We start from the raw sequence: 21,618 nt of genomic DNA on the forward strand, positions 1-21,618 counted from the left end.
ACAGATGCGAAAAACAAGGGCAAACAAGCTATGCCATAACGGTTTTGCTGAAGAAACTGAAGTCCAATGAAAGATTGAATTCGTATGTTCAAGTCGGTTTTCATATCGAAAACAGCAACGAAAGCGTTTCTTTCAACACTTTGTCTTGCGGGTATGCTGTCCTTCCCGCTTCCCAACGGAGCAACAGCAGCACAACTCGTAACGCGTAGCGAACGGTGTGACAGGCTTCAGCATCAACTGCAAACCGCGCTTTCCGGCCGTGCCGAAACTCGGCAGGCCCGTCAGGCAGAGGCCTTGCAGAAGAGGGGGATGAAATTCTGCGCAAGCAGAAGAGAGGCGCAGGGCTTGCGAGCCTACGCCGAGGCCCTCAAGCTTCTAGGGGTCAAACCTGACATGGCCGATACAGGCGGACAGGAAAGTGCTTTACCTCCGACGGGGAAGACCCCGAACGGAAAACCCAATTGAGGAACCGGAAAATGAAGAAGTCCCTTATTTCTGCTCTTGGTCTGGCTGCTGTTCTGGGCCTGTCCGCTCCTGTCCTGACGGCAAGTGCTGCTAACGCCGCTCCGGCTGCTGCAACGCACACGACTGCTGCCAAGCATCATGTGAAGAAGGCTCACAAGAAGCATCACACTGCGAAGAAGTCGCACAAGAAGGCTGTTTCGGCCAAGAAGCACTAAGTTTTCAGTTTCGTGCGATAACCGGCGGCTCCCTCGCAGTCGGTTTTTGCCGCCAAAGGCCGTTGCCTGTCGGACATAGGATGTCCGATTTGCAGCGGCCTTTTCTTTTGTCCATGCACAGTCGGACTTGCCGAAGGCGATCCAACGGCCATATGTATCAGTAGTGCATTACGGGGCAGTTGTTGTGACGACGATTGATTTGAAACGCATTTATGATGCTCCTTCACCGGACGATGGTTACCGTGTGCTCGTGGATCGCGTGTGGCCACGCGGTATGACCAAGGAGAAAGCCGGTATAGACATGTGGGCAAAGGATATTGCTCCATCCGCCAATCTTCGCAAATGGTTCTGCCATGATCCGGCCAAGTGGAATGATTTTCAGAAAAAGTATCGCGAAGAGCTCGAAAGCAACATTCCGGCACTGAAAGAGCTGATTGCCAAGGCTGGACGGAAAGACAATCGTCTGACGCTGTTGTATGGCGCGAAAGACGAGGAGCATAATCAGGCTGTGGTTCTGCACGAGTTCATGCGATCCCTGTAGCCGATCCGACAGAAACGCACGCTAATCTCTGCCTTCTTCGGGCGCTCCCAGCGGGAATAGATGTCGGAACGGTCGTGCCTCGTCCAGAGCGCGGGCATAACTCGGTCGAGCAAGCAGACGTTTGCGGTAGGCCCACACATTGGTGAATTCTTCGGCAATGGCATATGTCCAATCTGCGTAGAGCAGGGAGGGAGCCGCAGCGCAGTCAGCCAGACTGAACTCATCACCGGAGACCCATTTTCGACCATCCATATGTCTATCCAAAAATGCATAGGCTGTGGTGAGTGCGGATTGCCAGCGATGACCGCCGTCGTCGTGTTCACGCCCAAGCGCAATATATACAAGGCGTTGCTGTGGGTAGTTTATATAATTATCGAAGAAACGATCCCACATGCGCACATTGGCGCTTGCAACTGGGTCTGACGGGATCAGGCGTCTGGAATGCGGATAGGCAGCTTCAAGATATTCGATGATTCCGGTTGCCTCAAAGACCAGCTTTCCATTGTCCATTAGAACTGGAAATTTGCCGAAAGGCCAAAGTGCGGCGAACTCGCTGGCTATCGGTTCGGTGCCATCCAGCATTCGTGCTTCGAAGCCTAAGTCCTTCTCATAGAAAGCAGTTATCGCCTTCTGGCAGTAAGATGAGAAGGGATGCAGGTAGAGTTTCAGCGACATCATGGTCCTCCCGTACCGATGCAGATCAAACTCAATCGCCGTTGCTGCGATAGTCCGCACGATTGATGCCATGGCGCTGCATCTTATCGTAAAAGGTCTTCCTTGGAATACCGAGCGCCTCGATCGTTTCCTGAACATTGCCATTATGCGCGGCGAGCGTCTCGCGAATTATCGTTTCTTCGTAGCGCTCCAGCCGTTTGGGAAGCGGCTCCTGGCCACTGATCGCGGGCGTTGGCGAATGGGCTGGTTTTGCAACGCCAAGTGCCACCCGGTCGGCAAAATGTGCCAGTTCGCGAACATTTCCCGGCCAGTTGTGTTTCATAAGATGGCGATGCGTGGCGGCGTCAATCACCGGTATCTCGCGTTTGAAGCGTTGTGCAGCACGCGACAGGAAGTGCGCGAAAAGCAGCGGAATATCCTCCCGCCTTTCCCTTAGAGGCGGGATGGAAAGGGTGACGACGTTCAACCGATAATAAAGGTCTTCACGGAAGTCACCTCTCTGGGCAGGGTCGGCAAGGTCGATCTTTGCTGCCGCAACGACGCGAAGATCGACAGGACGGACCTCATTTGTACCGAGCGGGGTGATTTCCCGCATCTCAAGCACGCGTAGCAGCTTCACTTGTGTTGCAGCTGGCATGCTTTCAATTTCATCCAGAAACAGCGTGCCGCCACTTGCATGTTCAATCCGGCCAAGCCGCTTTTTCTGTGCTCCGGTGAAGGCGCCTGCCTCGTGGCCGAACAATTCGCTTTCGATCACCGTTTCGGGCAAGGCACCACAGTTGAGCGCCACGAAATTGCCTTTGCGGCGACGGCTCCAATTGTGCAGCAATTGTGCAACCACCTCTTTGCCGCTGCCAGTTTCGCCAGCCACGAGCACATCAACATCGGTATCGGCTATATCCCGCAACGTCCTGCGCAGGTTTTCCATCGCGGGTGTCTGGCCGATTAGCGGCAGATCGCCCTCTACATTCTGGGCGGCTTCGCGTAATGCGCGGTTTTCAAGGATCAACTGACGCGTTTCCCAGGCGCGCCGGATGCTGTGCACGAGCCTGTCGGCTGCAAATGGCTTGGCAATAAAGTCATAAGCGCCATCCTGAATGGCCTGCACGGCCATCGGAATATCGCCATGACCGGTGATCAGGATGACTGGCAGTTCGGCATCAATTGCCTTGATCCGTGCGAAAAGCTGGAGACCATCAATCTGCGGCATGCGTACATCGGTAACAATAACGCCGTCATAAGCAGTTGTAACGCTGTTCAAGGCATCAAGGGCGTTTGAAAAGTCTGAAACATCGAAACCTGCAAGTTCAAGCGTCTGCCGGGTGGCACGTCGCAGCGCCCTGTCGTCATCGACCAGAATAACGGAGGGTGATTTATCCATCATGCTTTTCTCAATTCGATGCGGAAAGATGTGCCAGACGAGCTGCTCTCGGCGGAAATTGTCCCGCCGTAGTCGGTGACGATTTCCTTGACGATTACAAGACCAAGGCCGAGCCCCTTTTCCTTCGATGTATTGAAGGGCGAAAACAGATTGTCGTGAATATGCTGCGGCATGCCTGGTCCGTTATCGGAGACGATGATGATGACCTTGTCGTTCTCCACATGGGTTCGGACTTCTATCCGGCCATCATTTTCCTTGGTATCAACTGCTTCCAGTGCATTCTGAAACAGGTTTATGAAAACCTGTTCAAGCCTGATGGAATGACCGACGACGTGCAGTTCGGGCGGCGGCAATGCCACGTCGAGTTGGTCCATTCGCCCGGAAAAACGGCTTCGCAACAATACCAGAGCTCCCGAAATAACCTTGCTGAGCGAGGTTGGCTCGGAAGGAGAACGTCCCTTTCTCGCAAGCGCTTTCAAATCACCAGTGATGGTGCCGATGCGATCCGTCAGTGCGGCGATTTCGGCGAGATTGTCAGTCGCATCAGAAAGGCGTTTTCGTTCAATGAAGGTTTTTGCGTTGTCTGCATAAGCGCGAATGGTCGCCACCGGCTGGTTGATTTCATGCGCGACGCCCGCCGCGACCTGTCCCATGATGGCGAGACGATTGGCATGGACAAGATCCTGCTGCACCCCTTGCAGCATCGTTTCGGTGCGCCTGTGATCGCTGATCTCTGCTTGCAGCCTGTCTCGCGCCAGACTGAGGTCGCGGGTGCGTTCTGCAACACGCTTCTCAAGCTCCATGCGTGTGCGTCGGGCGTCGGCAATGCGGGCGGCAAGCTTCTGTTTGCGTCGCAGGAGGAGACCGGCAACGCTAGCAATCGCTGCCAGAACGACAAATGCGAACAGCCGGGCTTCTCGGACTGCGGCAGGAATTTGCGGGCGAATTGATGCGAGACTGTACATTTGCCACGGAGTGGAGGGGACAGTAGAGCGGATTGCGAGAAAGTCGGTGCTGCGTGCATTGCCGGGTAACAATGCGTCGATCAGCAGAAAATCGCCGCTATCCACCGACTTCACCGAAAGCGGCAAGGGTTTCAACGGTGCGTCTCCGAATTGCAGGCTACCCCGAATTGACTGGATCTGTTCATCACCGATTGATCCAATGGTCATGAAACGCCACGACGGCAGACTCGTGATCAGGACTATGTTGCGTTCGTCCGTTACGAAGGTCGGACGCCCGGCAGTGTTCCAGTCGCTTTCGAGACGGTCGAATTCCAGTTTCACGACGATCACGCCAAGCGGGCCGCTCAGGCCATCAATGCGGCGCGATATGTACAAGCCAGGGCGATTGCTGACATTGCCCAGCGCGAAATACTCGGCGTCTCCGTTTTTCAATGCGTTGTGAAAATAGGGGCGGAACTTGTAGTCATTGCCGACAAAGCTGTCCGGTTCGCGCCAGTTGCTCGCAGCAATGGCAATACCGTCCATGCCGACGAGATAGATGACGGCTGCTTGCGTGCCTCGCGCCAGCGCCTCGAGTTTCTCGTTCAAGGAAGTGATTGTTGCTACCGTATTGTCCTGCAATGCGGCTTCCAGTGCCTTGTCCTTTGACAGCACCAGCGGCAACGCCCGTTGCTTGTCGAGGACAGCACGCAACAATGCGGTATTTAGATTGGCATCAATCCTCGTCTGTTCGCTTAATGCCAGCATCGCTTTGTCTCGCGCCAGGTCGCCGACGATCCAGAAAGCGAGCGTGAAAACTACAGCCCAAAACAAACCAAACAGCGCCCATGTGCGGCGGTTGGCGTTTGCGGTGTGAGTCAAACTATCCACGTTCGGAAGGTGCGATTTCATTACATTATTGTGCAACATTTCAGACATGCAGGAAATAGATTTGTGCGGATAATCGCACTTTTCATGCAAATCGATCACTCTCGAATACATTAAAGTTAGTTAAAACAATAGTTTAGTGGTTTTCTGGCAAACTGGCACAGACATTGCAGTCAAACAATTCAGCAGCGGTCCTGATCGCTGAAGAGTTGAGACTGAAAGGCTCGGGAGGTTGGACAGGTTCCAGGCTGGGCCGAACGGAGGACGTTATGATTGCAGTACCGACAGGCGCCGCGGTTTCACCGCGTGGTCGTATTCCCTTTTACAAGCACCTTTATGTCCAGGTGTTGGTGGCTATTGCCGCCGGTATTCTCCTTGGTCATTTTTATCCCGAACTGGGAACGCAGCTGAAGCCGCTTGGCGATGCGTTCATCAAGCTCGTAAAAATGATCATTGCCCCGGTCATCTTCTTGACCGTTACAACTGGCATCGCCGGTATGACCGACATGAAGAAAGTCGGACGCGTTGCCGGTAAGGCGATGATCTACTTCCTGACGTTCTCGACACTCGCTCTGATCGTGGGGCTTATCGTCGCCAACGTCGTGCAGCCGGGCGCAGGCATGCATATCGACCCGGCTTCGCTCGATCCAAAGGCCGTTGCCAACTATGCCGCCAAGGCGCATGAGCAGACCATCACTGGTTTCCTGAGCAACATCATTCCAACGACAATTGTCGGCGCATTCGCTGACGGCGACATTCTGCAGGTGCTGTTCTTCTCGGTCTTGTTCGGTATCGCGCTGGCTCTGGTCGGTGACAAGGGCAAGCCTGTTACCGATTTTCTTCACGTCCTGACTGCGCCGGTTTTCAAACTGGTTGCGATCCTTATGAAGGCGGCTCCGATTGGCGCTTTTGGCGCTATGGCGTTCACGATCGGCAAATATGGCATCGGTTCGATTGCCAATCTCGCGCTGCTGATCGGCACGTTCTATCTCACATCCTTGTTGTTCGTGCTTGTCGTTCTGGGAGCGGTCGCTCGCTATAATGGTTTCTCGATCCTGGCGCTCATCCGCTACATCAAGGAAGAACTGCTTCTCGTTCTGGGTACTTCTTCGTCTGAAGCGGCACTCCCAGCGCTGATGGACAAAATGGAAAAGGCCGGCTGCAAGCGTTCAGTCGTGGGGCTGGTCATTCCGACCGGTTATTCGTTCAATCTGGATGGCACCAATATCTACATGACATTGGCCGCGCTCTTCATCGCGCAGGCTACGGATATTCCGTTGTCGTTGAGCGATCAGATTCTGCTTTTGCTGGTGGCGATGCTGAGCTCCAAGGGTGCCGCTGGCATCACGGGCGCCGGTTTTATTACGCTGGCGGCTACATTGTCTGTCGTCCCGGCCGTTCCGGTTGCGGGCATGGCCCTCATTCTGGGTATCGATCGCTTCATGTCAGAGTGCCGGGCATTGACAAATCTTGTCGGCAACGCAGTGGCAACCATTGTGGTGGCGCGTTGGGAAAATGAACTCGACACGGACAAGCTTGCCGCGGCGATGAACGGTGCGCCTCTCATCACGGATGTTATTCCGCAGATGGAACCTGCTGAATAATTGTAATCGACTTGAAAGGAAACGGCCCGCTTCGGCGGGCCGTTTCGTTTTCATCGTTCGACAGATTTTCCCTGTGTGATCAACCGGGCGCTATGCTGGCCGGAAATGTAAGTCCACAGCCAGCTCCACGCGACAGCGGCACGGCTTCTTGTTCCAATCAGGAAGAAGATGTGCGCGATGCCCCAGAACCACCAGGCGATTATGCCTTTCAGCTTGAAGCGGCCCATATCAACCACAGCAGCGCCTCTGCCAATGGTGGCGAGATTGCCCTGATGCTTGTAACGGAACGGCATCGGCGGGGTTTGCCCTTCGACACGGCTTTTTATGACCGTGGCAACGTAGGCGCCTTGCTGTTTGGCGGCAGGCGCTATGCCCGGAACCGGCTTGCCGTCCGGTCCCTCGACCCATGCCGTATCACCAATGACGAAAATGTCCTCATGGCCGGGTACATTCAGGTTGGATAGAACCTTCACGCGGCCCGCACGGTCGCTCTCGGCGCCCAGCCACGTCGCGGCTGGGGAAGCGGCGACGCCCGCCGCCCAGATTGCCGTCCGGCATGGAATAAACTCTTCGCCGACTGTAACGCCCTCGGCTGTTATATCCTTGACCGGAATCCCGAGCCGTACTTCCACGCCCAGTTTTTCCAGTGCCTTCAATGCGTAATCGGACAGATCTTCTGGAAAGGCCGCGAGGATGCGCGGTCCCGCTTCAAGCAGCATTACACGCGTTTGCCGGGTGTCGATATTGCGAAATTCGGGCCATATGGTTTGCTTGGCGAGTTCTGCGATAATGCCTGCAAGCTCCACGCCGGTCGGTCCGCCGCCAACGATGGCAAATGTCAGCAGCGCCTTCCGTTTTGCCTCATCCGTTTCGCGTTCGGCTCTCTCGAAGGCGAGCAGCAGGCGGCGGCGAATGGTGGTTGCATCCTCAAGCGCCTTCAGTCCGGGCGCCAGCGCTTCCCACTGGTCGTTGCCAAAATAGGCATGGCGGGCCCCGGTGGCGAGCACGAGCATGTCGTATGAAATCTCTGTGCCGTTTTCCAGTTGCACCTGGCGGCGTTCGGTATCTACGTCCGTGACCGTACCCAGCAGTGTTGTCACTTCCTTACGGTCACGAAACAGGTGGCGGATCGGCCAGGCGATCTCAGACGTGGCAAGGATAGTTGTTGCAACCTGATATAAAAGCGGCTGGAAAAGATGATGATTGCGCTGATCGATCAGCGTTATCCGGATCTCGACGTTTCTAAGGTCGTGGATCAGTTGTAATCCGCCAAAACCGGCACCGACAACAACAAGATGGGGGACGTGCTTTTCGCTCATTATTTCAGCCTGCTTTCTGGATCATTGGGCGAACGATCAGTCTTTCCCACCGGCACAGCGACCGCTCGACATCAATGTATACCTGCATATCGCGTTTTCCAGACCGGCTGCCTTTGAAGGCCACGGCATTCCGAAGAGGGCAACCGCAATCAGACCGATGACATAACCAGCAAGTCGCGACGGATTTCGTCGCCATTGCCGTTTTTAAGCTGCTTCTCAATTTCCGAATGTGTAGCCTTCCATATTGGCACGGCTGCGGCAAGGGCGGCTTTTCCTTCCGGTGTAAGTTGCAATAGCCGCTCGCGCCTGTCGTGGGGGTTCACGATGATCTCCACCCAGCCTCGCCGTTGCAACGGCTTCAGGGCCGCGGTCAGCGTCGTTTGATCCATGGCCAGAAGCTCGGCAACCGGCTTCATCGGTGGAGGCGCCGGGCGATTGAGCGACATCATCAAGGAGAATTGGCCGTTGGTTAGCCCGACCGGACGCAGAGCATCGTCAAAGCGGCGGGCGAGGGCGCGGGCGGCGCGCTGAACATGCAAGCAAAGGCAGGTATCACGAACCAGAAGCGTTGTTTCAAAAGGTACATCGTGGCTATTTGACATGGTTTATTAATATTGATATCAATATAAATCGTCAAGCAGGAACGTTGAAGTCTGGGCGCGGGAGCAAAAGCCGGAGGAGGGCTTGCACCATGAATGAGGTCGTATCCCGAGAGGTTTGGCTGGACGCGCGGCGCGCGCTTCTGGCAAGCGAGAAAGAAGCCACCCATCTGCGCGACAAGGTCAACCGTGAGCGGCAGGCTCTGCCGTGGGTGAAGGTCGAGAAGGATTATACGTTCGATACGCCTTCGGGCCGGAAAACGCTTTCCGATCTGTTCGACGGGCGCAGCCAGTTATTGATCTATCATTTCATGTTCGGGCCGGACTGGGATCAAGGCTGCACGGGATGTTCGTTCCTTGCTGACAATTTCGATGGCGCGGTGACTCATCTCAACAATCACGATGTAACACTTGTTGCTGTTTCGCGCGCTCCGCTGGCAAAGCTCGAATCCTACAAGAAGCGAATGGGTTGGCATTTCCCATGGGTTTCGTCGGAAGGCAGCGAGTTCAATTTCGACTACCATGTCTCCTTCACAAAGGATGAACTCGAAAACAATCGCGTGTTTTATAATTTCGACAAGCTTGCGGCAGAAGATGCTTTCGATGAACTGCCGGGCATGAGCGCCTTCTACAAGGATGAAAGCGGTACGATCTATCACACCTATTCCAGCTACGCCCGCGGCATCGAGGAATGGATAGGTACGTTGATGATCCTCGATCGAGCGCCCAAGGGTCGCAATGAAAACGGGACGATGCATTTCGTCAAGCGGCACGATGAATACGAAACAAAGGCATCCGGTCATAGCTGTTGTGGCTGATCGTCCGAACAAAAGAGAGAACCAAGGGAGTACGTTCAATGAAACAGGGCTCATCTCCGTTCGTCTGGTACGAACTTATGACGACAGACACGGGCAGCGCGCAGGATTTTTATACCAAAGTCGTCGGCTGGGCAGCCAAGGACGCCGGTGTTCCAGGCATGAAATACACCTTGTTTGAAGTGCCCGGATGCATGATCGCAGGCATGATGTCGATGGCGGACATGCCCAAGGAGGACTGCGGAGGCCAACCGGGATGGCTCGGTTATGTCGGTGTGACGAATGCCGATGACTATGCCCGGAAAGTTGAAGCGGAAGGCGGGAAGGTTCTCAGAGCGCCGCAAGATATCCCGAATATCGGGCGCTTCGCGATCGTATCCGATCCACAAGGCGGCATCTTTGCACTTTTCGAGCCGATGGGCGATATGCCGGCCCCGGCTGACTTCGGTTCGCGCAAGCCGGGACATCCGGGATGGCACGAACTCCACGCGAAGGACTGCGAGACGGCGTTTCCCTTCTACGAGAAAGTGTTTGGCTGGAAACTCTCACGCAATTTCGACATGGGGCCTATGGGCAACTACAAGATATTCAGCGTCGATGGCGCTGATCATGGAGGCATCATGACCGCGTCTCCCGGCACACCGGTCGGCTGGGGTTTTTACTTCATGGTGGAAGGCGTCAAGGAAGCAGCCGACAGGGTCAAGTCTCTTGGCGGAGCCGTCCTGCAAGGACCTATGGAGGTGCCGAACGGCGAGTGGGTCGTTCAATGCAAGGACCCGCAAGGTGTGAACATCTCGCTTGTCGCGCGGAAACCATAGGAAAGACCGCGCTCCACGATTGACTGCCGGTACATTTGCGATGATTGGATGGAACATCGAAACGTATCGGCGGAAGATCCACCCATGCACAACAGAAGAACACGTCCGTCTCAAAAGTCTGGAACTGTTCTCGCCGCAGATGTCGGCGGGTCCTTCATCCGGCTTGCGCGTTCTTCGCATCCGGGAAATATAGATATTCTCGAAAAGCTGCCCACTCCGGCAGGCAGCTGGGATGAATTCAGTGGCACACTGGAAACCGCACTACAAACTCATGCAGCGAACGACGAGTGGCCACTTGCCCTCTCCATCGCCGGATTGGTCGATCCGGACACAACGACTGCTCTGTCGGCAAATATTCCCTGCATTACAGGTCACAAGCTAAGCCTCGAACTTGGAGAGCGACTGCAGCGCCGGGTCATCGCGGCTAATGATGCCGATTGTCTGACGCTTGCCGAAGCGATTGAGGGCGCCGGTAAAGGACACGATATCGTCTTCTGCGCGGTGCTAGGCACAGGCGTAGGCGGCGGGCTTGTTGTCGATGGTCGGCTGGTTCGAGGAAAGGGCGGATTGACGGGCGAATGGGAACACGGCCCGATACTGAACACATCCGTAGAAATTGATGGACAAACTATGCACGTCCCACGGTTCAGTTGCGGCTGTGGGCAAAGCGGTTGTGTCGATACCATTGGCGGCGCGCGCGGAATTGAGAGGCTGCATCGATTTTTGAATGCCGCCGATGCAACCAGCCATGAGATTATACAAGATTGGCTCGCCGGTTGTCACAAGGCTGGAAGGACAGTTTCCGCCTATCTCCAGCTGGTTGCCGATCCGCTGGCTGCAGTCGTCAACGTAACCGGCACGTCCATCATTCCCGTAGGCGGTGGGCTTGCCACGGCGTCCGAGCTGATTTCGGCCATTGATGAAGCGGTGAGAGCCCGAATCCTGCGCAAAACAGAACAGTCGATCGTCGTTCCCGGAATATTCGGCAGCGATGGCGGTTTGGTCGGGGCGGCGATATTGGGGCATCAGGCGTGAGCGTGTTACTCGAAGTCTGCGTGGATAGCGCCGAAGGTCTTCATTCGGCAATTGAAGGTGGCGCGGATCGCATCGAACTCTGTTCCGCCCTTGAACTTGGTGGCTTGACGCCCTCGCAGGCATTGATGGCGCTTGCTTCAAAAGCGCCAATCCCGGTCTACGCAATGATCAGACCCCATGCGGGCAGCTTTTGCTTCTCGGCTGAGGATGAATCCCTCATGGCGGCAGACATTGGCAACGCCAGAAATGCCGGCTTGGCAGGGGTCGTCCTGGGCGCTTCGCTTCCCGATGGTTCGCTTGATGTTACTTTGTTGGAAAGATTGGTTGCAGAGGCAAAAGGGCTTGGAACGACGCTCCATCGCGCTTTCGATCTCGTGCCAGACGCGGAGACAGCGCTGGAGCAGGCAATCGCGCTCGGCTTCGAGCGCATCCTGACGTCCGGCCTGTCGCAGACCGCGGAAGAGGGACTGGACAATCTGCGGCAGCTGGCGGGAAAGGCTGGCAAGCGCATCAGCATCATGCCCGGCAGCGGCGTCAACGCCCATAATGTAGGCCGGATAATCGAAGCCACCGGTGCGACAGAAGTTCATGCTTCATGTCGCGTTTCAGTCGAAGAAAAGGATTCTCGTGCAATCGCCTTCGGTTTCGCTGCGGAACGATCATTTCGGACATCAGCCGCGTGCGTCGCTGAGCTGAAAGCTGCAGTCGACCATATTTAAAGGTCCTTCATTCCAAATTCCGTGTCCGTCGCAGTGCGGATTTCGCGCAGTGGCCAGCCCCTGAAAAGGAAATTTCTCAAACAGTTCGAGGCGGCACTTAAACCCTATTGCCACCCTGAGAGAGTTTGAGTAGAAGTGTCATCACATCAAGAGTTGGGGCGACGCCCAACGCCAACCTGCCTTTCCGGGCAAGGTGGTACTCTCTGTAAGGGGAGGATGTGGCCCAACCGGCAAATATACGGATAAAGCCACTCGCGTCCGCTCCAACATAAACTAGGGACCGACGCGACATGCCGATTAAAATTCCTGACGATCTGCCAGCAACCAGTGTTCTCCAGGCCGAGGGCGTTATGGTCATGCGGGAAGCAGATGCCATTCGTCAGGATATTCGTCCGCTGAGGATCGGCCTCCTCAATCTTATGCCGAACAAGGTCACCACCGAGACGCAGATTGCGCGTCTTCTCGGCGCAACACCGTTGCAGGTGGAATTGACCCTCGTTCGAATTACCAATCATGTGGCGCGCCATACGCCTGCCGATCACATGTTGTCCTTCTATCAGCCGTGGGAAGATGTGCAGGATCAACGCTTTGACGGCTTTGTCATTACAGGTGCCCCGGTCGAGCGGCTCGAGTTCGAGGAAGTCACCTATTGGGACGAAATGCAGCGTGTTTTCGACTGGACGCAGACCCATGTGCACCGGACGCTGAATATATGCTGGGCGGCGCAGGCCGCCGTTCATCATTTTCACGGCATGGGCAAGTATGAACTCCCGGACAAGGCCTCAGGCGTCTATAGCCAGCGCAACCTTGCGCCTTCATCGCCTTATCTTCGAGGCTTCTCGGATGATTTCAAGATACCGGTTTCACGGTGGACCGAGGTGCGCAAGAGCGACATTCCGGCGGATAGTGGGCTGAAGGTGCTGGTCGATAGTCCAGAGACAGGCCTCTGCCTGTTGGACGATCCGCATCACCGCTCGCTCCATATGTTCAACCATGTGGAGTATGACACCACATCGCTTGCGGATGAGTATTTCCGCGACATTCAGGTCCAGCCAGACACGAAGGTTCCGGCAAACTATTTCCCTGGAGACGATGCGACGCGCCAGCCGGAAAATCGCTGGCGCAGCCACGCGCATCTTCTGTTCGGAAACTGGATCAACGAGATGTATCAATCGACGCCTTACGACCTGCAGAATATCGGGAAGCGTTAAGAGCGCATAGCAAGGACAGCGTGACCAGAATAGATCCTGTCCAGGGCAGGGCTTGCAACGACATGGACTCTAACGCAAGCCCGCCTGTTACCGTGCCGAGAGCTACGCCCACGTGCATGGCGGAGAGATTGATCCCGACCCCGGCCTCTGCCGTTGCAGGATCGGTCGTAATGAGAAAACTCTGAACGACTGGCGATATCATCCAGCTCAAACAAGCCCAGATCATCAGCATCACACCGAAAACAGGGCTGAAGCCGATCGCGAGCGGTATCGCTGTTAGTGCCGTCAGATAGAGAAGCGGCGTCAGCACGATAGCCAACCGTGGAGACACCTTGTCAACGAGCAGCCCACCGAGATACCCGCCCGCCATTCCGGCCACCCCGAAGGCCAACATTGCCCAGATAATTTTTCGCGAAGAGACGTGCACTGCATCCAGAAGGTAGGGTGCAAGATAGGCAAACAGTACGAAGTGACCGCCAATCATCAGGATGGAAACCAGTTGCGCCGATACCAGCCGGAAGGATTTGAAGTGCGGCATGTAGGGCGGCAAGCCGCGCTGGCGGCGCCCCGCGCCGGGCAATGCCCACATTGACAGGAGCAGAACCGATGCTGCTGCCAATGCCAGACACAGGAATACCGCTCGCCAGCCCAGCCACTCATTGACGGCCATTCCCGTGGGAACACCTGCCACCATCGATCCGCTGATACCCATGAATATGATTCCGATAGCGCGGCCACGCATTGCCGGATTGACCATTTCCGTTGCCAGCATCGTGGCGACCAAGCAGACGGCCGCGCTTGCCGCCGCCATCCCGATACGCGCGGCAAACAGAATCCCGTAATTGGGGCTCAAGCCCGCGACGATATTGCTTGCAATGAAAACACCCAACGCAGAGACCAGAATGGCTTTCCGCTCATACCGCGTGGTGAGGATGAGCGCGAGCGGAGCGGCCAGCGCAAAGGTAAGGGAGAAAATCGAGGTCAACTGACCGGCGGCGCTGACTGAAACATCGAAGCCTCGGGCAATACCGGGAAGAATGCCGACAATGATGTTCTCGGCGGTGCCGGTAACGAATGTCGCCAGCGCGAGCACAAATATCCGGGTGTCCATGTTTGGCGTTCCCCTTCATGGTAACACCATGCGGGCAACAAACGTCCCGGCATGGTGAGATTGCATGCCGGGTTTCGAGGCAAAGCTTCGGTTATCCCTGATACGAGTTCATAACATCGAAACTGGCCTCTTGCCAGCTTCGAGAGCAATTAGCTGCCGGCGCGCGCCAACCATCTGTGCCAGTCGTCTTCCGAGCCGTGGAACACATTCAGATCAATCTTTCCGTTTACGCCCTGTGACAGGCCCGATCCCGAATACTGCCAGAAAGTCCACGGGCGACCGGGATAGACTTTGGACGGATGCTGGGCGACTGCGCGCAGCCAGAAAGGATAGTTGGTGAAAGCACCTTTCAGATTGTCGTCGTAGAAATCCGGAGCGGTATAGATGATCGGTCGCTTGCCGTAATGCTGCTCCAGCTTGTCCATGAAGACCTGCATTTTTTCCCGCACCTGCGCCGGAGAAGGCCGCCTCTTGCAGGAAGAATCCCCGTTCCATTCCACGTCTATGACTGGTGGAAGCGCATCAGCTTCCTTGGGAACATTGCGGATGAACCAATCGGCCTGCTGGCTTGCCACACGGCACCAGTAAAAGAAGTGGTAGGCACCACGCTTGATGCCAGCCGCTTTCGCCTCGCGCCAGTTCTTGCGGAACATGGGATCGAGATGGTCACCGCCGTCAGTTGCCTTGATATAGGCGAAGTTTGCGCCCTGCGTGCGCAGTTTCACCCAATCAATATCGCCCTGCCAGCGGGATACATCCACGCCGTGCACCGCCAGCTTGCGCGGCGATGAACGTCCGAAATTGATTGGTTTCGCATCGCGAAAGCGGTGGCTGTAGACTCTGGATCGTTCCTGCGGTGCAAGGCGCACGGGTGGATAGGCCGCGATCTCCGGAGTCGGCACCGAAATCCGGGCCTGTGGACGCTCCTGGGGCTGTGGTCTCGGCGCAATGGGAGCTGGCGGCTCCGTCTTGAACGGACCGGCATCCGGAATAGGGCCAGCCCATGCCAGTACTTCTTCCTGATTTGCCGCGGGCATTGGCTGGGGCGCGCTCGCCATTTCGCTCAAAGGAGCGGGTGGAACCGGGCGGACAACCGAACTCGTTGTCTCAGCCGAGGTTTTCGACTGAAGCATGATGCTGTCGACGCCGGAGCTTGACGTACAGCCCGTCAAGGCGGCGCAGGCAAGGGCAATGACTGATACAACCGAAGAACGCATGAGCACCCGTAACGCAAAACAAATGGGCTGCAACGCTCCTCCCGAGCTAATTGCTAATCAAAGCTTACCGGGAAAAGCTGAATCCAAAGTTTACGAAATTGCTAATGCGAATTCTTTAATTCGACTGTTTGAGGATTTTTATCAAAGCTGTTGCAGAATTTTCCAGTGTGGTTTCATCAAATCCTGAGAAACCGAGAATAAGTCCCTGACGTGGCGTCAGTTTTGTAAAGAGCGTCGATAGCGGATGAACCTCGATATCAGCCTCTGCCAGAACGGACGCGAGATGTGTATCGCTTTGTCCCTCTGGCAAAGCCATAAGTAAGGATAGTCCGGCAGGCGGAGCTTCAATCCGGAACAGATCCGGTTCTCCAGGTGCAAGCGCTGCTATCAGTTTGCGGCGGCGCGAGGCATGGATGCGGCGCATACGTCTTATGTGTTGGGCAAAAGCTCCCGTTTCAATGAAAGCAGCCAGCGCTGGCTGCGCCAGCGGCGAGGGCGCGGGAAACAAGGTCTGCCGTAGTTCCCGAAATTGCGTCACTCTGTGCGACGGCACGATCAGAAAACCGAGCCGCAGGACGGGCGAAAATACCTTGGAGAAGCTTCCAATATAAAGAATGCGGCCCGGGTCGAGCGACATCAGTGCTGGCAGCGGCTGGCCGATATACCGATGCTCGCTATCATAATCGTCCTCGATGATTATCGCATCACGTTCTCTTGCCCAGGTAATGAGTTCGAGACGGCGTCCCAACGTCATGGTTACCCCTGTCGGGTGGTGCCGTGCAGGTGTAACAAACGCACCGCGCGCATCGTTCGCCTTTTCTCGTCCGGTGGAAACATCAAGACCTCCACCGTCAACCGGCACTGGAACGATGTCGAGGCCATTGACGCCGAGGATCTTGCGCGCCGGTGGATATCCCGGTTCCTCCATCCACAGCCTGTCGCCGCGGGTGAACAAGGCTTCCCGGATGAGTGAAAGCGCGTCTGCGCTGCCGCCGGTTATGACGATCTGTTCCGGCGACACGAGCATGCCGCGCCATTCGTGCAAATGCCGGGCGAGCGATGATCGCAGAGGATGAAAGCCAAAGGGATCATCAGTGCTCAATAGGTCCGGGGCAGGCTTGCGCCAGATGCGGCCCAGAAGTTTTCCCCACTCATCGTGAGGGAAATGCTCGCTATCGAATAGGCCGAGACGAAAGGGTTTGGGATTCTCCCGATGAAAACGCGGCTGGTCGATTACATGGATGGGCGGTTGATTTACGGTCAGCTTGCTATCGGGAAGTTCTGCGGTGACACGAGTGCCCGAACCCAGTCGTCCCTCCAGGTAACCTTCGGCAATCAACTGATCGAATGCCGCAAGAACAGTTGTTCGCGACAAGCCAAGTTCCAAGGACAAGGCGCGGGTGGACGGCAGTCTGGCATTTGGCTTCAGCCGCCCGGCTAAAACAGCTTGCCTTATCTGGTCAACCAACTGGGCGGTAAGCGGAATATCGCTGGCGCGATCAATCCCGAACTCCGGAAGCGTATTGGAAATTGGCATCTTCGTATTCGGTCAAAGTGGCTATTTTATCAAAGCCACTATGCAGGTAATTGGGCTGGACATAAAGGAGAAATATCGGTCATGACCAAAGCCCCCACCGAACGCAGCCGCGTAAAACGCCTGCACGAACGCGGCGCCTATGACGCAGCCACGGTCCACGCAATCATTGATGCGCAACCTTTGGCGCATGTCGCCTATGTGTTCAACGGAACGCCCTATGTCACGCCGACGCTGGTATGGCGCGAAGGCAATTTCATCTACTGGCACGGGTCGTCCGCCAGCCGCATGCTGGAAAGCTGCGATGAAGCGGAAGTCTGTGTAAGCTTCACACTGCTCGACGGGCTGGTTCTTGCCCGGTCGGCGTTTCATCATTCCTGCAATTATCGCTCGGTCATGGCATTCGGGACAGCGCACAAGGTTTCAGATGTCGGGATGAAGGAACATCACCTGCGCAGCTTCGTAAACGGCCTTTTCCCTGGTCGTTGGGAAGGATTGCGTCCGATGATGGCAAAGGAGCTGAAGGCCACCATGCTTCTCGAACTGGAACTGAACGAAGCTTCGGCAAAAGTCCGTTCGGGCCCGCCGAAGGATGACGATGCCGATTATGCGCTGCCGATCTGGGCCGGCGTCATTCCAATGAGCATCCAGATGGGGACGCCGGTGGATGATGGCCGCATTCTGCCGGGCGTGGCTGCGCCGCAAGGCGTTATGCAGTTCGGTTATGGGGCGGAAGCGGCAGAATAAACTGTCGGGGCTCAGGCGGGTCCGAGAAAGATATGCGTCTCGGACTTCGCTATCCCATCCATGGCGCGAATGCCTGTTACCAGACGGTGAAATTCATTCATATTGGGGACTTCGATCTCCGCGATCAGGTCCCAGGTTCCGTTGGTCGTGTTCACTGCGGAAAAGCCGGGATTTTTACGCAAGGTCGCGATAACGCTTTTGATGTTTCGTCCCGTCAGCTCGATCATCATGATGCCGCGGATCATGTCGGTGGCACCATGATCTTTCAGCCGGACTGTAAAGCCTGCAATGACGCCGGATGCAATCAGACGTTCCATCCGGCTCTGGATCGTGCCTCGCGCTACACCAAGGATGCTTGCAAGCGTCGGGATGGACGCACGTGCATTGATACGCAGTTCCGAGATTAATCGTTGATCCAGATCATCCATCGTCACACCGCCTTTTGACGATTTTGTCAATTTGATTGCGTTTATCGCAGATTACTAGACATTTCTATACAGAAATGGCGTTTTCGTTGATCCTTTGCTCCGTTAGCGTGCTTGAAAACAAACAAGCCGGATAAGCAGCAACGCAACCGGCATGGGGAATTCGGAGGTGGATCAATGGAGTTTTCTTTCTCCCGCTCCTGGGTAACCAGGACGCGACGGTCTTGTCCGTTCCGAATCTGTTTTCCCGAGCAATTTGCCGCCGCCTGTCAGGTGTCGACGATCTGGAAAGATGCGCCCGGTCCGGCGCTCGGAACGGGCATCGCCCGTGATCGCATTACGATCACTTAGGAGAAAACGAAATGAAAACTCTTCTGTCTTCACTCATTGCAGCTGGCGTGGGCGCTTTAATGATGCTTGCTCCCGCCCATGCTGACGACCTCGAAAAGGTCAAACAGAGCGGTGAATTGCGCATCGGCATGAGCGGTGTTTTCCCGCCCTTCAGCTTTGTCGACGGCCAGAACCAGGTTGTCGGCTTCGACGTCGATATCGGCACTGAAATTGCCAAGCGCATTGGTGTGAAGCCGGTTGTCGTAACCACGGCTTTCGACGGTATCATTGCCGGTCTGCGCGCGGGCAAGTTCGACGTGGTCGTCGGCAGCATGAGCATTACGCCAGAACGTGAAAAAGCGGTCGATTTTGCGGGCCCTTACTATCGTGGTGGCCGCGGCATCTTCGTGACGGAAGCTTCGCCGATCAAGACCATGGACGAACTGAAGCAGGGCAAGACCATCGCCGTTACGCTTGGTGAAACCAGTGACAAGTGGGCGCGCGAGCAGGGCGGCTGGACGGTTCGCACCTACAAAGGCATTCCGGAACTGCTGCTCGAGCTTCGTTCGGGCCGCGTGGACGCCATTGCCTCGGATGATATTCCGATACTGATCGCCATCAAAGAAAGCGGCGAAAAGGTTCGCCAGCTCGATACGCCTGAACTTCAGGGCACCGATAATGTCGGCATCGCCCTGCGCAAGGGTAATCCTGAGCTGAAGGACGCGATCAACAAGGCTCTCGATGACATGAAGGCCGACGGCACCTACGAGAAGATCTCGACCAAGTGGATCGGTCGCGACATCCGCTAAACGTATGAACCATTGCCGGGACGGCAATTAGTTGAACGTCCCGGCGACATATCTTTCCGGCTTGGTTTTCCAGACAGGAAAGGGGAGATAATGAATTTCTCTTTGATGGCGGAGGTCTTTCCATATTTTCTGGAGGCCGCCCTGGTCACCGTCGAAATATCGGCGCTGGCCATTCTCATAGGATTGAGCGTTGGCGCGCTTGCCACAGCCGCGAAACTGTCGCGCTTTTGGCCATTGCGGTTTATCGGAACGGCTTATGTCAGCGTGTTTCGCGGCACTCCATGTCTTTTGCAGCTTTTCGTACTCTATTTCGGCGGACCGCAGATCGGTATCAATCTCGAGCCTTTCGCAGCCGGAGCAATCGGTCTCGGGCTCAATATCGGCGCATATTACGCCGAAGCCATGCGAGGCGCCATTCTAACGGTGGATGCTGGCCAGAACGAGGCCGCACGCTCCATCGGCTTCAGCAGTGGACAGTCGATGCGCTTTGTAGTTCTGCCGCAGGCAGCCCGCCTGATGATCCGTTCGCTCGGGGTCAACACAGTGATGTTGATCAAGGGGTCCGCTCTGGTCTCAGCGATTTCGGTGGTCGAACTGACCTATACAGCCCAGCGCTTCATCGGCTCAACCTACCGACCGTTTGAAATCTTCGGCATCGCTGCGGCCATCTACATGGTCCTCATTTATATCGTTGCACGCTTCGTCGATTTCCTCGAAGCCCGCTACGCACTCAAATAGGCGGTGACACCATGCAACTCGATTTCTCCATCGTCCCGCCTTATACCGAACTCCTGATGACCGGCGTCTGGTGGACGCTCATTATCGCTGTATCTTCATCCATCGTCAGTTTCTTCGGCGGCATCGCTTTTGCCCTGCTCGTGCTCTATGGCAATTGGCTGGTGCGCTATCCTGTTCGCTTTTTCATCTGGCTGTTCATGGGCACTCCGCTGCTTTTGCAGCTGTTCCTGCTCTATTACGGCCTTTCACAGGTCGGCATCAACATTCCCGCCGTGTGGACGGGCATCATCGGCCTTGGTCTGCATTTCGCGGTTTATAATTCCGATCTGTTCCGCACTGCGATCCTGACCGTCGATCCGGGGCAGAACGAAGGCGCTCGCTCGCTGGGTTTCGGCAGTGGCCAGACACTGCGCTACATCATCGTACCGCAGGCAGTTCGCAACGCGCTGCCGCAGGTGGGTAACAATCTGATCGCTCTTCTGAAAGACACAGCGCTTGTGTCGGTAATCGGCATCACCGAGCTGGTTCATGCATCGCAACAGGCGATCAGCGAAACCTACAGCCCGTTTGAATTCTACATCACTGCCGCAGTGATCTTCTACGTACTCAATCTCATCCTGGAAGCCGGATTGCACTGGATGGAAAAGAAAGTCGAGGCTTACCGATGAGCAACAGCAAACCCATGGTGGAAGTGCGCGACGTCCACAAGGCTTATGGCGCACTCGAGGTTCTCAAAGGCATAAACCTGTCGGTCGAACGCGGCCAGATCATTGCCATTATCGGCCCGTCTGGTTCCGGTAAAAGCACGCTGCTGCGCTCCATCAACCATCTGGAAACAGTCAATTCGGGCCAGATACTGTTGGACGGCGTACAGGTAAACCAGCCTTTGAATGGACGAGCATTCGAGCGCCATATCAATGCCGTGCGCCAGCAGATGGGCATGGTTTTCCAGCACTTTAATCTGTTTCCGCACCTCAACGTGATGGAGAACATCACGCTCGGGCCCATCAAGTTGAAGGGCAAGAGCAAGCAGGAAGCCCAGGAACTGGCCGTTTCGCTTTTGAAGAAAGTCGGTCTCGCCGACAAGGCTGCGATGTATCCATCGCGTCTCTCGGGCGGGCAGAAGCAGCGTGTGGCTATCGCCCGCGCACTCGCGATGCAGCCGAAAGTCATGCTGTTCGACGAAGCGACATCCGCGCTTGACCCGGAACTGGTCGAGGAAGTCAATCAGGTAATGAAGCAGCTCGCGCAGGAGCATATGACCATGCTGATCGTGACCCATGAAATGCGCTTCGCGGCTGAAGTTTCCGACAAGGTGCTCTTCATGGATAAGGGCGTTGTGGTCGAGGAAGGCAAGCCGGATTTAATCTTCACCAATCCGGAAAATGAGAGAACGAGAGCGTTCCTGAGAAAACACCTCAACCAGTAAGTCGACTTTTAAAAACCGGATTATGATACCCGCCCGTGCCTGAGCAGGA

The 21,618-nt window shown here is 55.7% G+C and carries 23 protein-coding genes and 1 riboswitch; of the genes, 14 read left to right on the forward strand and 9 right to left on the reverse strand.

Annotated elements, in window-relative coordinates; genetic code table 11:
- Nucleotides 1-84 precede the first annotated feature (84 nt).
- The 3 genes from J9800_RS01120 (at nucleotide 85) to J9800_RS01130 (ending at nucleotide 1,221) form a co-directional block, all read left to right on the forward strand.
- Nucleotides 85-465: a hypothetical protein gene (locus J9800_RS01120; RefSeq protein ID WP_112589012.1), complete on the forward strand. Its 381-nt coding sequence runs from the start codon at nucleotides 85-87 to the stop codon at nucleotides 463-465.
- Between the two features lie 11 nt (nucleotides 466-476).
- Nucleotides 477-680: a hypothetical protein gene (locus tag J9800_RS01125; RefSeq protein ID WP_112589014.1), complete on the forward strand. Its 204-nt coding sequence runs from the start codon at nucleotides 477-479 to the stop codon at nucleotides 678-680.
- 184 nt (nucleotides 681-864) lie between these two features.
- Nucleotides 865-1,221, forward strand: coding sequence for a DUF488 domain-containing protein (locus tag J9800_RS01130; protein ID WP_114215027.1), 357 nt, complete (start codon nucleotides 865-867; stop codon nucleotides 1,219-1,221).
- Between the two features lie 21 nt (nucleotides 1,222-1,242).
- Here J9800_RS01130 and J9800_RS01135 read toward each other — a convergent pair whose 3' ends face one another.
- The 3 genes from J9800_RS01135 to J9800_RS01145 are packed head-to-tail and all read right to left on the reverse strand — an operon-like array spanning nucleotide 1,243 to nucleotide 5,133.
- Complete coding sequence (locus J9800_RS01135) at nucleotides 1,243-1,896, reverse strand: glutathione S-transferase family protein (RefSeq protein ID WP_114215026.1); 654 nt, start codon at nucleotides 1,894-1,896, stop codon at nucleotides 1,243-1,245.
- A gap of 31 nt (nucleotides 1,897-1,927) precedes the next feature.
- A complete protein-coding gene (locus J9800_RS01140) occupies nucleotides 1,928-3,277 on the reverse strand; it encodes a sigma-54-dependent transcriptional regulator (RefSeq protein WP_210845652.1) in 1,350 nt (449 codons plus the stop codon).
- Nucleotides 3,277-5,133: a sensor histidine kinase gene (locus J9800_RS01145; protein WP_286167442.1), complete on the reverse strand. Its 1,857-nt coding sequence runs from the start codon at nucleotides 5,131-5,133 to the stop codon at nucleotides 3,277-3,279. Before J9800_RS01145 ends, J9800_RS01140 begins: the two co-directional genes overlap by 1 nt.
- 245 nt (nucleotides 5,134-5,378) lie before the next feature.
- Here J9800_RS01145 and J9800_RS01150 point away from each other — a divergent pair, with 245 nt between their 5' ends.
- Nucleotides 5,379-6,713, forward strand: a complete 1,335-nt coding sequence (locus J9800_RS01150; RefSeq protein ID WP_114215025.1) for a dicarboxylate/amino acid:cation symporter — start codon at nucleotides 5,379-5,381, stop codon at nucleotides 6,711-6,713.
- Between the two features lie 50 nt (nucleotides 6,714-6,763).
- Here the strand turns inward: J9800_RS01150 and J9800_RS01155 are convergent, their stop codons facing one another.
- Nucleotides 6,764-8,032: an NAD(P)/FAD-dependent oxidoreductase gene (locus tag J9800_RS01155; RefSeq protein ID WP_114215024.1), complete on the reverse strand. Its 1,269-nt coding sequence runs from the start codon at nucleotides 8,030-8,032 to the stop codon at nucleotides 6,764-6,766.
- Nucleotides 8,033-8,181: 149 nt separating this feature from the next.
- The gene (locus J9800_RS01160) at nucleotides 8,182-8,634 is read right to left on the reverse strand and encodes a MarR family winged helix-turn-helix transcriptional regulator (protein ID WP_114215023.1); all 453 of its coding nucleotides are present in this window, start codon (nucleotides 8,632-8,634) and stop codon (nucleotides 8,182-8,184) included.
- A gap of 89 nt (nucleotides 8,635-8,723) precedes the next feature.
- On the opposite strand from J9800_RS01160, the gene J9800_RS01165 reads away from it, so the two are divergent.
- The 5 genes from J9800_RS01165 (at nucleotide 8,724) to metA (ending at nucleotide 13,229) form a co-directional block, all read left to right on the forward strand.
- Nucleotides 8,724-9,449 (forward strand): DUF899 domain-containing protein, encoded by a 726-nt coding sequence (locus J9800_RS01165; RefSeq protein WP_114215022.1) that lies wholly within the window; start codon nucleotides 8,724-8,726, stop codon nucleotides 9,447-9,449.
- A 38-nt stretch (nucleotides 9,450-9,487) separates the two neighbouring features.
- Nucleotides 9,488-10,264, forward strand: a complete 777-nt coding sequence (locus tag J9800_RS01170) for a VOC family protein (protein ID WP_114215021.1) — start codon at nucleotides 9,488-9,490, stop codon at nucleotides 10,262-10,264.
- An 84-nt stretch (nucleotides 10,265-10,348) separates the two neighbouring features.
- Entirely contained in the window at nucleotides 10,349-11,299 is a 951-nt protein-coding gene (locus J9800_RS01175) for an ROK family protein (protein ID WP_114215020.1), read from the forward strand.
- Nucleotides 11,296-12,018 (forward strand): copper homeostasis protein CutC, encoded by a 723-nt coding sequence (locus tag J9800_RS01180; protein ID WP_114215019.1) that lies wholly within the window; start codon nucleotides 11,296-11,298, stop codon nucleotides 12,016-12,018. The genes J9800_RS01175 and J9800_RS01180 overlap by 4 nt, the downstream gene beginning before the upstream one ends.
- Nucleotides 12,019-12,156: 138 nt before the next feature.
- A riboswitch (SAM-I-IV-variant riboswitch) is annotated at nucleotides 12,157-12,266 on the forward strand.
- A 42-nt stretch (nucleotides 12,267-12,308) separates the two neighbouring features.
- Nucleotides 12,309-13,229 (forward strand): homoserine O-acetyltransferase MetA, encoded by a 921-nt coding sequence (gene metA, locus J9800_RS01185; RefSeq protein WP_114215017.1) that lies wholly within the window; start codon nucleotides 12,309-12,311, stop codon nucleotides 13,227-13,229.
- Here the strand turns inward: metA and J9800_RS01190 are convergent.
- The 3 genes from J9800_RS01190 to pdxR all read right to left on the reverse strand — a co-directional run bounded on the left by J9800_RS01190 (nucleotide 13,174) and on the right by pdxR (nucleotide 17,094).
- Complete coding sequence (locus J9800_RS01190; RefSeq protein WP_114215016.1) at nucleotides 13,174-14,340, reverse strand: MFS transporter; 1,167 nt, start codon at nucleotides 14,338-14,340, stop codon at nucleotides 13,174-13,176. The genes metA and J9800_RS01190 overlap by 56 nt on opposite strands.
- Nucleotides 14,341-14,489: 149 nt before the next feature.
- Nucleotides 14,490-15,557, reverse strand: coding sequence for a glycoside hydrolase family 25 protein (locus J9800_RS01195; RefSeq protein ID WP_114215076.1), 1,068 nt, complete (start codon nucleotides 15,555-15,557; stop codon nucleotides 14,490-14,492).
- A 115-nt stretch (nucleotides 15,558-15,672) separates the two neighbouring features.
- The gene (gene pdxR, locus J9800_RS01200) at nucleotides 15,673-17,094 is read right to left on the reverse strand and encodes a MocR-like pyridoxine biosynthesis transcription factor PdxR (protein WP_114215015.1); all 1,422 of its coding nucleotides are present in this window, start codon (nucleotides 17,092-17,094) and stop codon (nucleotides 15,673-15,675) included.
- Nucleotides 17,095-17,175: 81 nt separating this feature from the next.
- Here pdxR and J9800_RS01205 point away from each other — a divergent pair, with 81 nt between their 5' ends.
- Complete coding sequence (locus J9800_RS01205) at nucleotides 17,176-17,838, forward strand: pyridoxamine 5'-phosphate oxidase family protein (protein WP_114215014.1); 663 nt, start codon at nucleotides 17,176-17,178, stop codon at nucleotides 17,836-17,838.
- 11 nt (nucleotides 17,839-17,849) lie between these two features.
- Here the strand turns inward: J9800_RS01205 and J9800_RS01210 are convergent, their stop codons facing one another.
- Nucleotides 17,850-18,266 (reverse strand): Lrp/AsnC family transcriptional regulator, encoded by a 417-nt coding sequence (locus J9800_RS01210; RefSeq protein ID WP_010658693.1) that lies wholly within the window; start codon nucleotides 18,264-18,266, stop codon nucleotides 17,850-17,852.
- Between the two features lie 359 nt (nucleotides 18,267-18,625).
- Here J9800_RS01210 and J9800_RS01215 point away from each other — a divergent pair, with 359 nt between their 5' ends.
- From J9800_RS01215 to J9800_RS01230, 4 genes are all read left to right on the forward strand, one after another.
- Nucleotides 18,626-19,402 carry an ABC transporter substrate-binding protein gene (locus J9800_RS01215; RefSeq protein WP_112589046.1) on the forward strand — a complete coding sequence of 259 codons (777 nt, stop codon included), beginning with the start codon at nucleotides 18,626-18,628 and terminating at the stop codon, nucleotides 19,400-19,402.
- 90 nt (nucleotides 19,403-19,492) lie between these two features.
- A complete protein-coding gene (locus J9800_RS01220; protein ID WP_114215013.1) occupies nucleotides 19,493-20,140 on the forward strand; it encodes an amino acid ABC transporter permease in 648 nt (215 codons plus the stop codon).
- Between the two features lie 11 nt (nucleotides 20,141-20,151).
- Nucleotides 20,152-20,808 (forward strand): amino acid ABC transporter permease, encoded by a 657-nt coding sequence (locus J9800_RS01225; protein ID WP_112589050.1) that lies wholly within the window; start codon nucleotides 20,152-20,154, stop codon nucleotides 20,806-20,808.
- The gene (locus tag J9800_RS01230; RefSeq protein WP_114215012.1) at nucleotides 20,805-21,569 is read left to right on the forward strand and encodes an amino acid ABC transporter ATP-binding protein; all 765 of its coding nucleotides are present in this window, start codon (nucleotides 20,805-20,807) and stop codon (nucleotides 21,567-21,569) included. Before J9800_RS01225 ends, J9800_RS01230 begins: the two co-directional genes overlap by 4 nt.
- Nucleotides 21,570-21,618 lie beyond the last annotated feature (49 nt).

This window comes from Ochrobactrum sp. AP1BH01-1 (assembly GCF_018066705.1).
Classification (GTDB): Bacteria; Pseudomonadota; Alphaproteobacteria; order Rhizobiales; family Rhizobiaceae; genus Brucella.

What these genes read in the sequence shown, in the direction of transcription:
- J9800_RS01120 (WP_112589012.1), top strand. Translation starts at nt 85, where the DNA reads ATGTTCAAGTCGGTTTTCATATCGAAAACAGCAACGAAAGCGTTTCTT.
- J9800_RS01125 (WP_112589014.1), top strand. Translation starts at nt 477, where the DNA reads ATGAAGAAGTCCCTTATTTCTGCTCTTGGTCTGGCTGCTGTTCTGGGC.
- J9800_RS01135 (WP_114215026.1), bottom strand. Translation starts at nt 1,896, where the DNA reads ATGTCGCTGAAACTCTACCTGCATCCCTTCTCATCTTACTGCCAGAAG.
- J9800_RS01140 (WP_210845652.1), bottom strand. Translation starts at nt 3,277, where the DNA reads ATGGATAAATCACCCTCCGTTATTCTGGTCGATGACGACAGGGCGCTG.
- J9800_RS01145 (WP_286167442.1), bottom strand. Translation starts at nt 5,133, where the DNA reads ATGAAATCGCACCTTCCGAACGTGGATAGTTTGACTCACACCGCAAAC.
- J9800_RS01150 (WP_114215025.1), top strand. Translation starts at nt 5,379, where the DNA reads ATGATTGCAGTACCGACAGGCGCCGCGGTTTCACCGCGTGGTCGTATT.
- J9800_RS01155 (WP_114215024.1), bottom strand. Translation starts at nt 8,032, where the DNA reads ATGAGCGAAAAGCACGTCCCCCATCTTGTTGTTGTCGGTGCCGGTTTT.
- J9800_RS01160 (WP_114215023.1), bottom strand. Translation starts at nt 8,634, where the DNA reads ATGTCAAATAGCCACGATGTACCTTTTGAAACAACGCTTCTGGTTCGT.
- J9800_RS01165 (WP_114215022.1), top strand. Translation starts at nt 8,724, where the DNA reads ATGAATGAGGTCGTATCCCGAGAGGTTTGGCTGGACGCGCGGCGCGCG.
- J9800_RS01170 (WP_114215021.1), top strand. Translation starts at nt 9,488, where the DNA reads ATGAAACAGGGCTCATCTCCGTTCGTCTGGTACGAACTTATGACGACA.
- J9800_RS01175 (WP_114215020.1), top strand. Translation starts at nt 10,349, where the DNA reads ATGCACAACAGAAGAACACGTCCGTCTCAAAAGTCTGGAACTGTTCTC.
- metA (WP_114215017.1), top strand. Translation starts at nt 12,309, where the DNA reads ATGCCGATTAAAATTCCTGACGATCTGCCAGCAACCAGTGTTCTCCAG.
- J9800_RS01190 (WP_114215016.1), bottom strand. Translation starts at nt 14,340, where the DNA reads ATGGACACCCGGATATTTGTGCTCGCGCTGGCGACATTCGTTACCGGC.
- J9800_RS01195 (WP_114215076.1), bottom strand. Translation starts at nt 15,557, where the DNA reads ATGCGTTCTTCGGTTGTATCAGTCATTGCCCTTGCCTGCGCCGCCTTG.
- pdxR (WP_114215015.1), bottom strand. Translation starts at nt 17,094, where the DNA reads ATGCCAATTTCCAATACGCTTCCGGAGTTCGGGATTGATCGCGCCAGC.
- J9800_RS01205 (WP_114215014.1), top strand. Translation starts at nt 17,176, where the DNA reads ATGACCAAAGCCCCCACCGAACGCAGCCGCGTAAAACGCCTGCACGAA.
- J9800_RS01210 (WP_010658693.1), bottom strand. Translation starts at nt 18,266, where the DNA reads ATGGATGATCTGGATCAACGATTAATCTCGGAACTGCGTATCAATGCA.
- J9800_RS01215 (WP_112589046.1), top strand. Translation starts at nt 18,626, where the DNA reads ATGAAAACTCTTCTGTCTTCACTCATTGCAGCTGGCGTGGGCGCTTTA.
- J9800_RS01220 (WP_114215013.1), top strand. Translation starts at nt 19,493, where the DNA reads ATGAATTTCTCTTTGATGGCGGAGGTCTTTCCATATTTTCTGGAGGCC.
- J9800_RS01225 (WP_112589050.1), top strand. Translation starts at nt 20,152, where the DNA reads ATGCAACTCGATTTCTCCATCGTCCCGCCTTATACCGAACTCCTGATG.
- J9800_RS01230 (WP_114215012.1), top strand. Translation starts at nt 20,805, where the DNA reads ATGAGCAACAGCAAACCCATGGTGGAAGTGCGCGACGTCCACAAGGCT.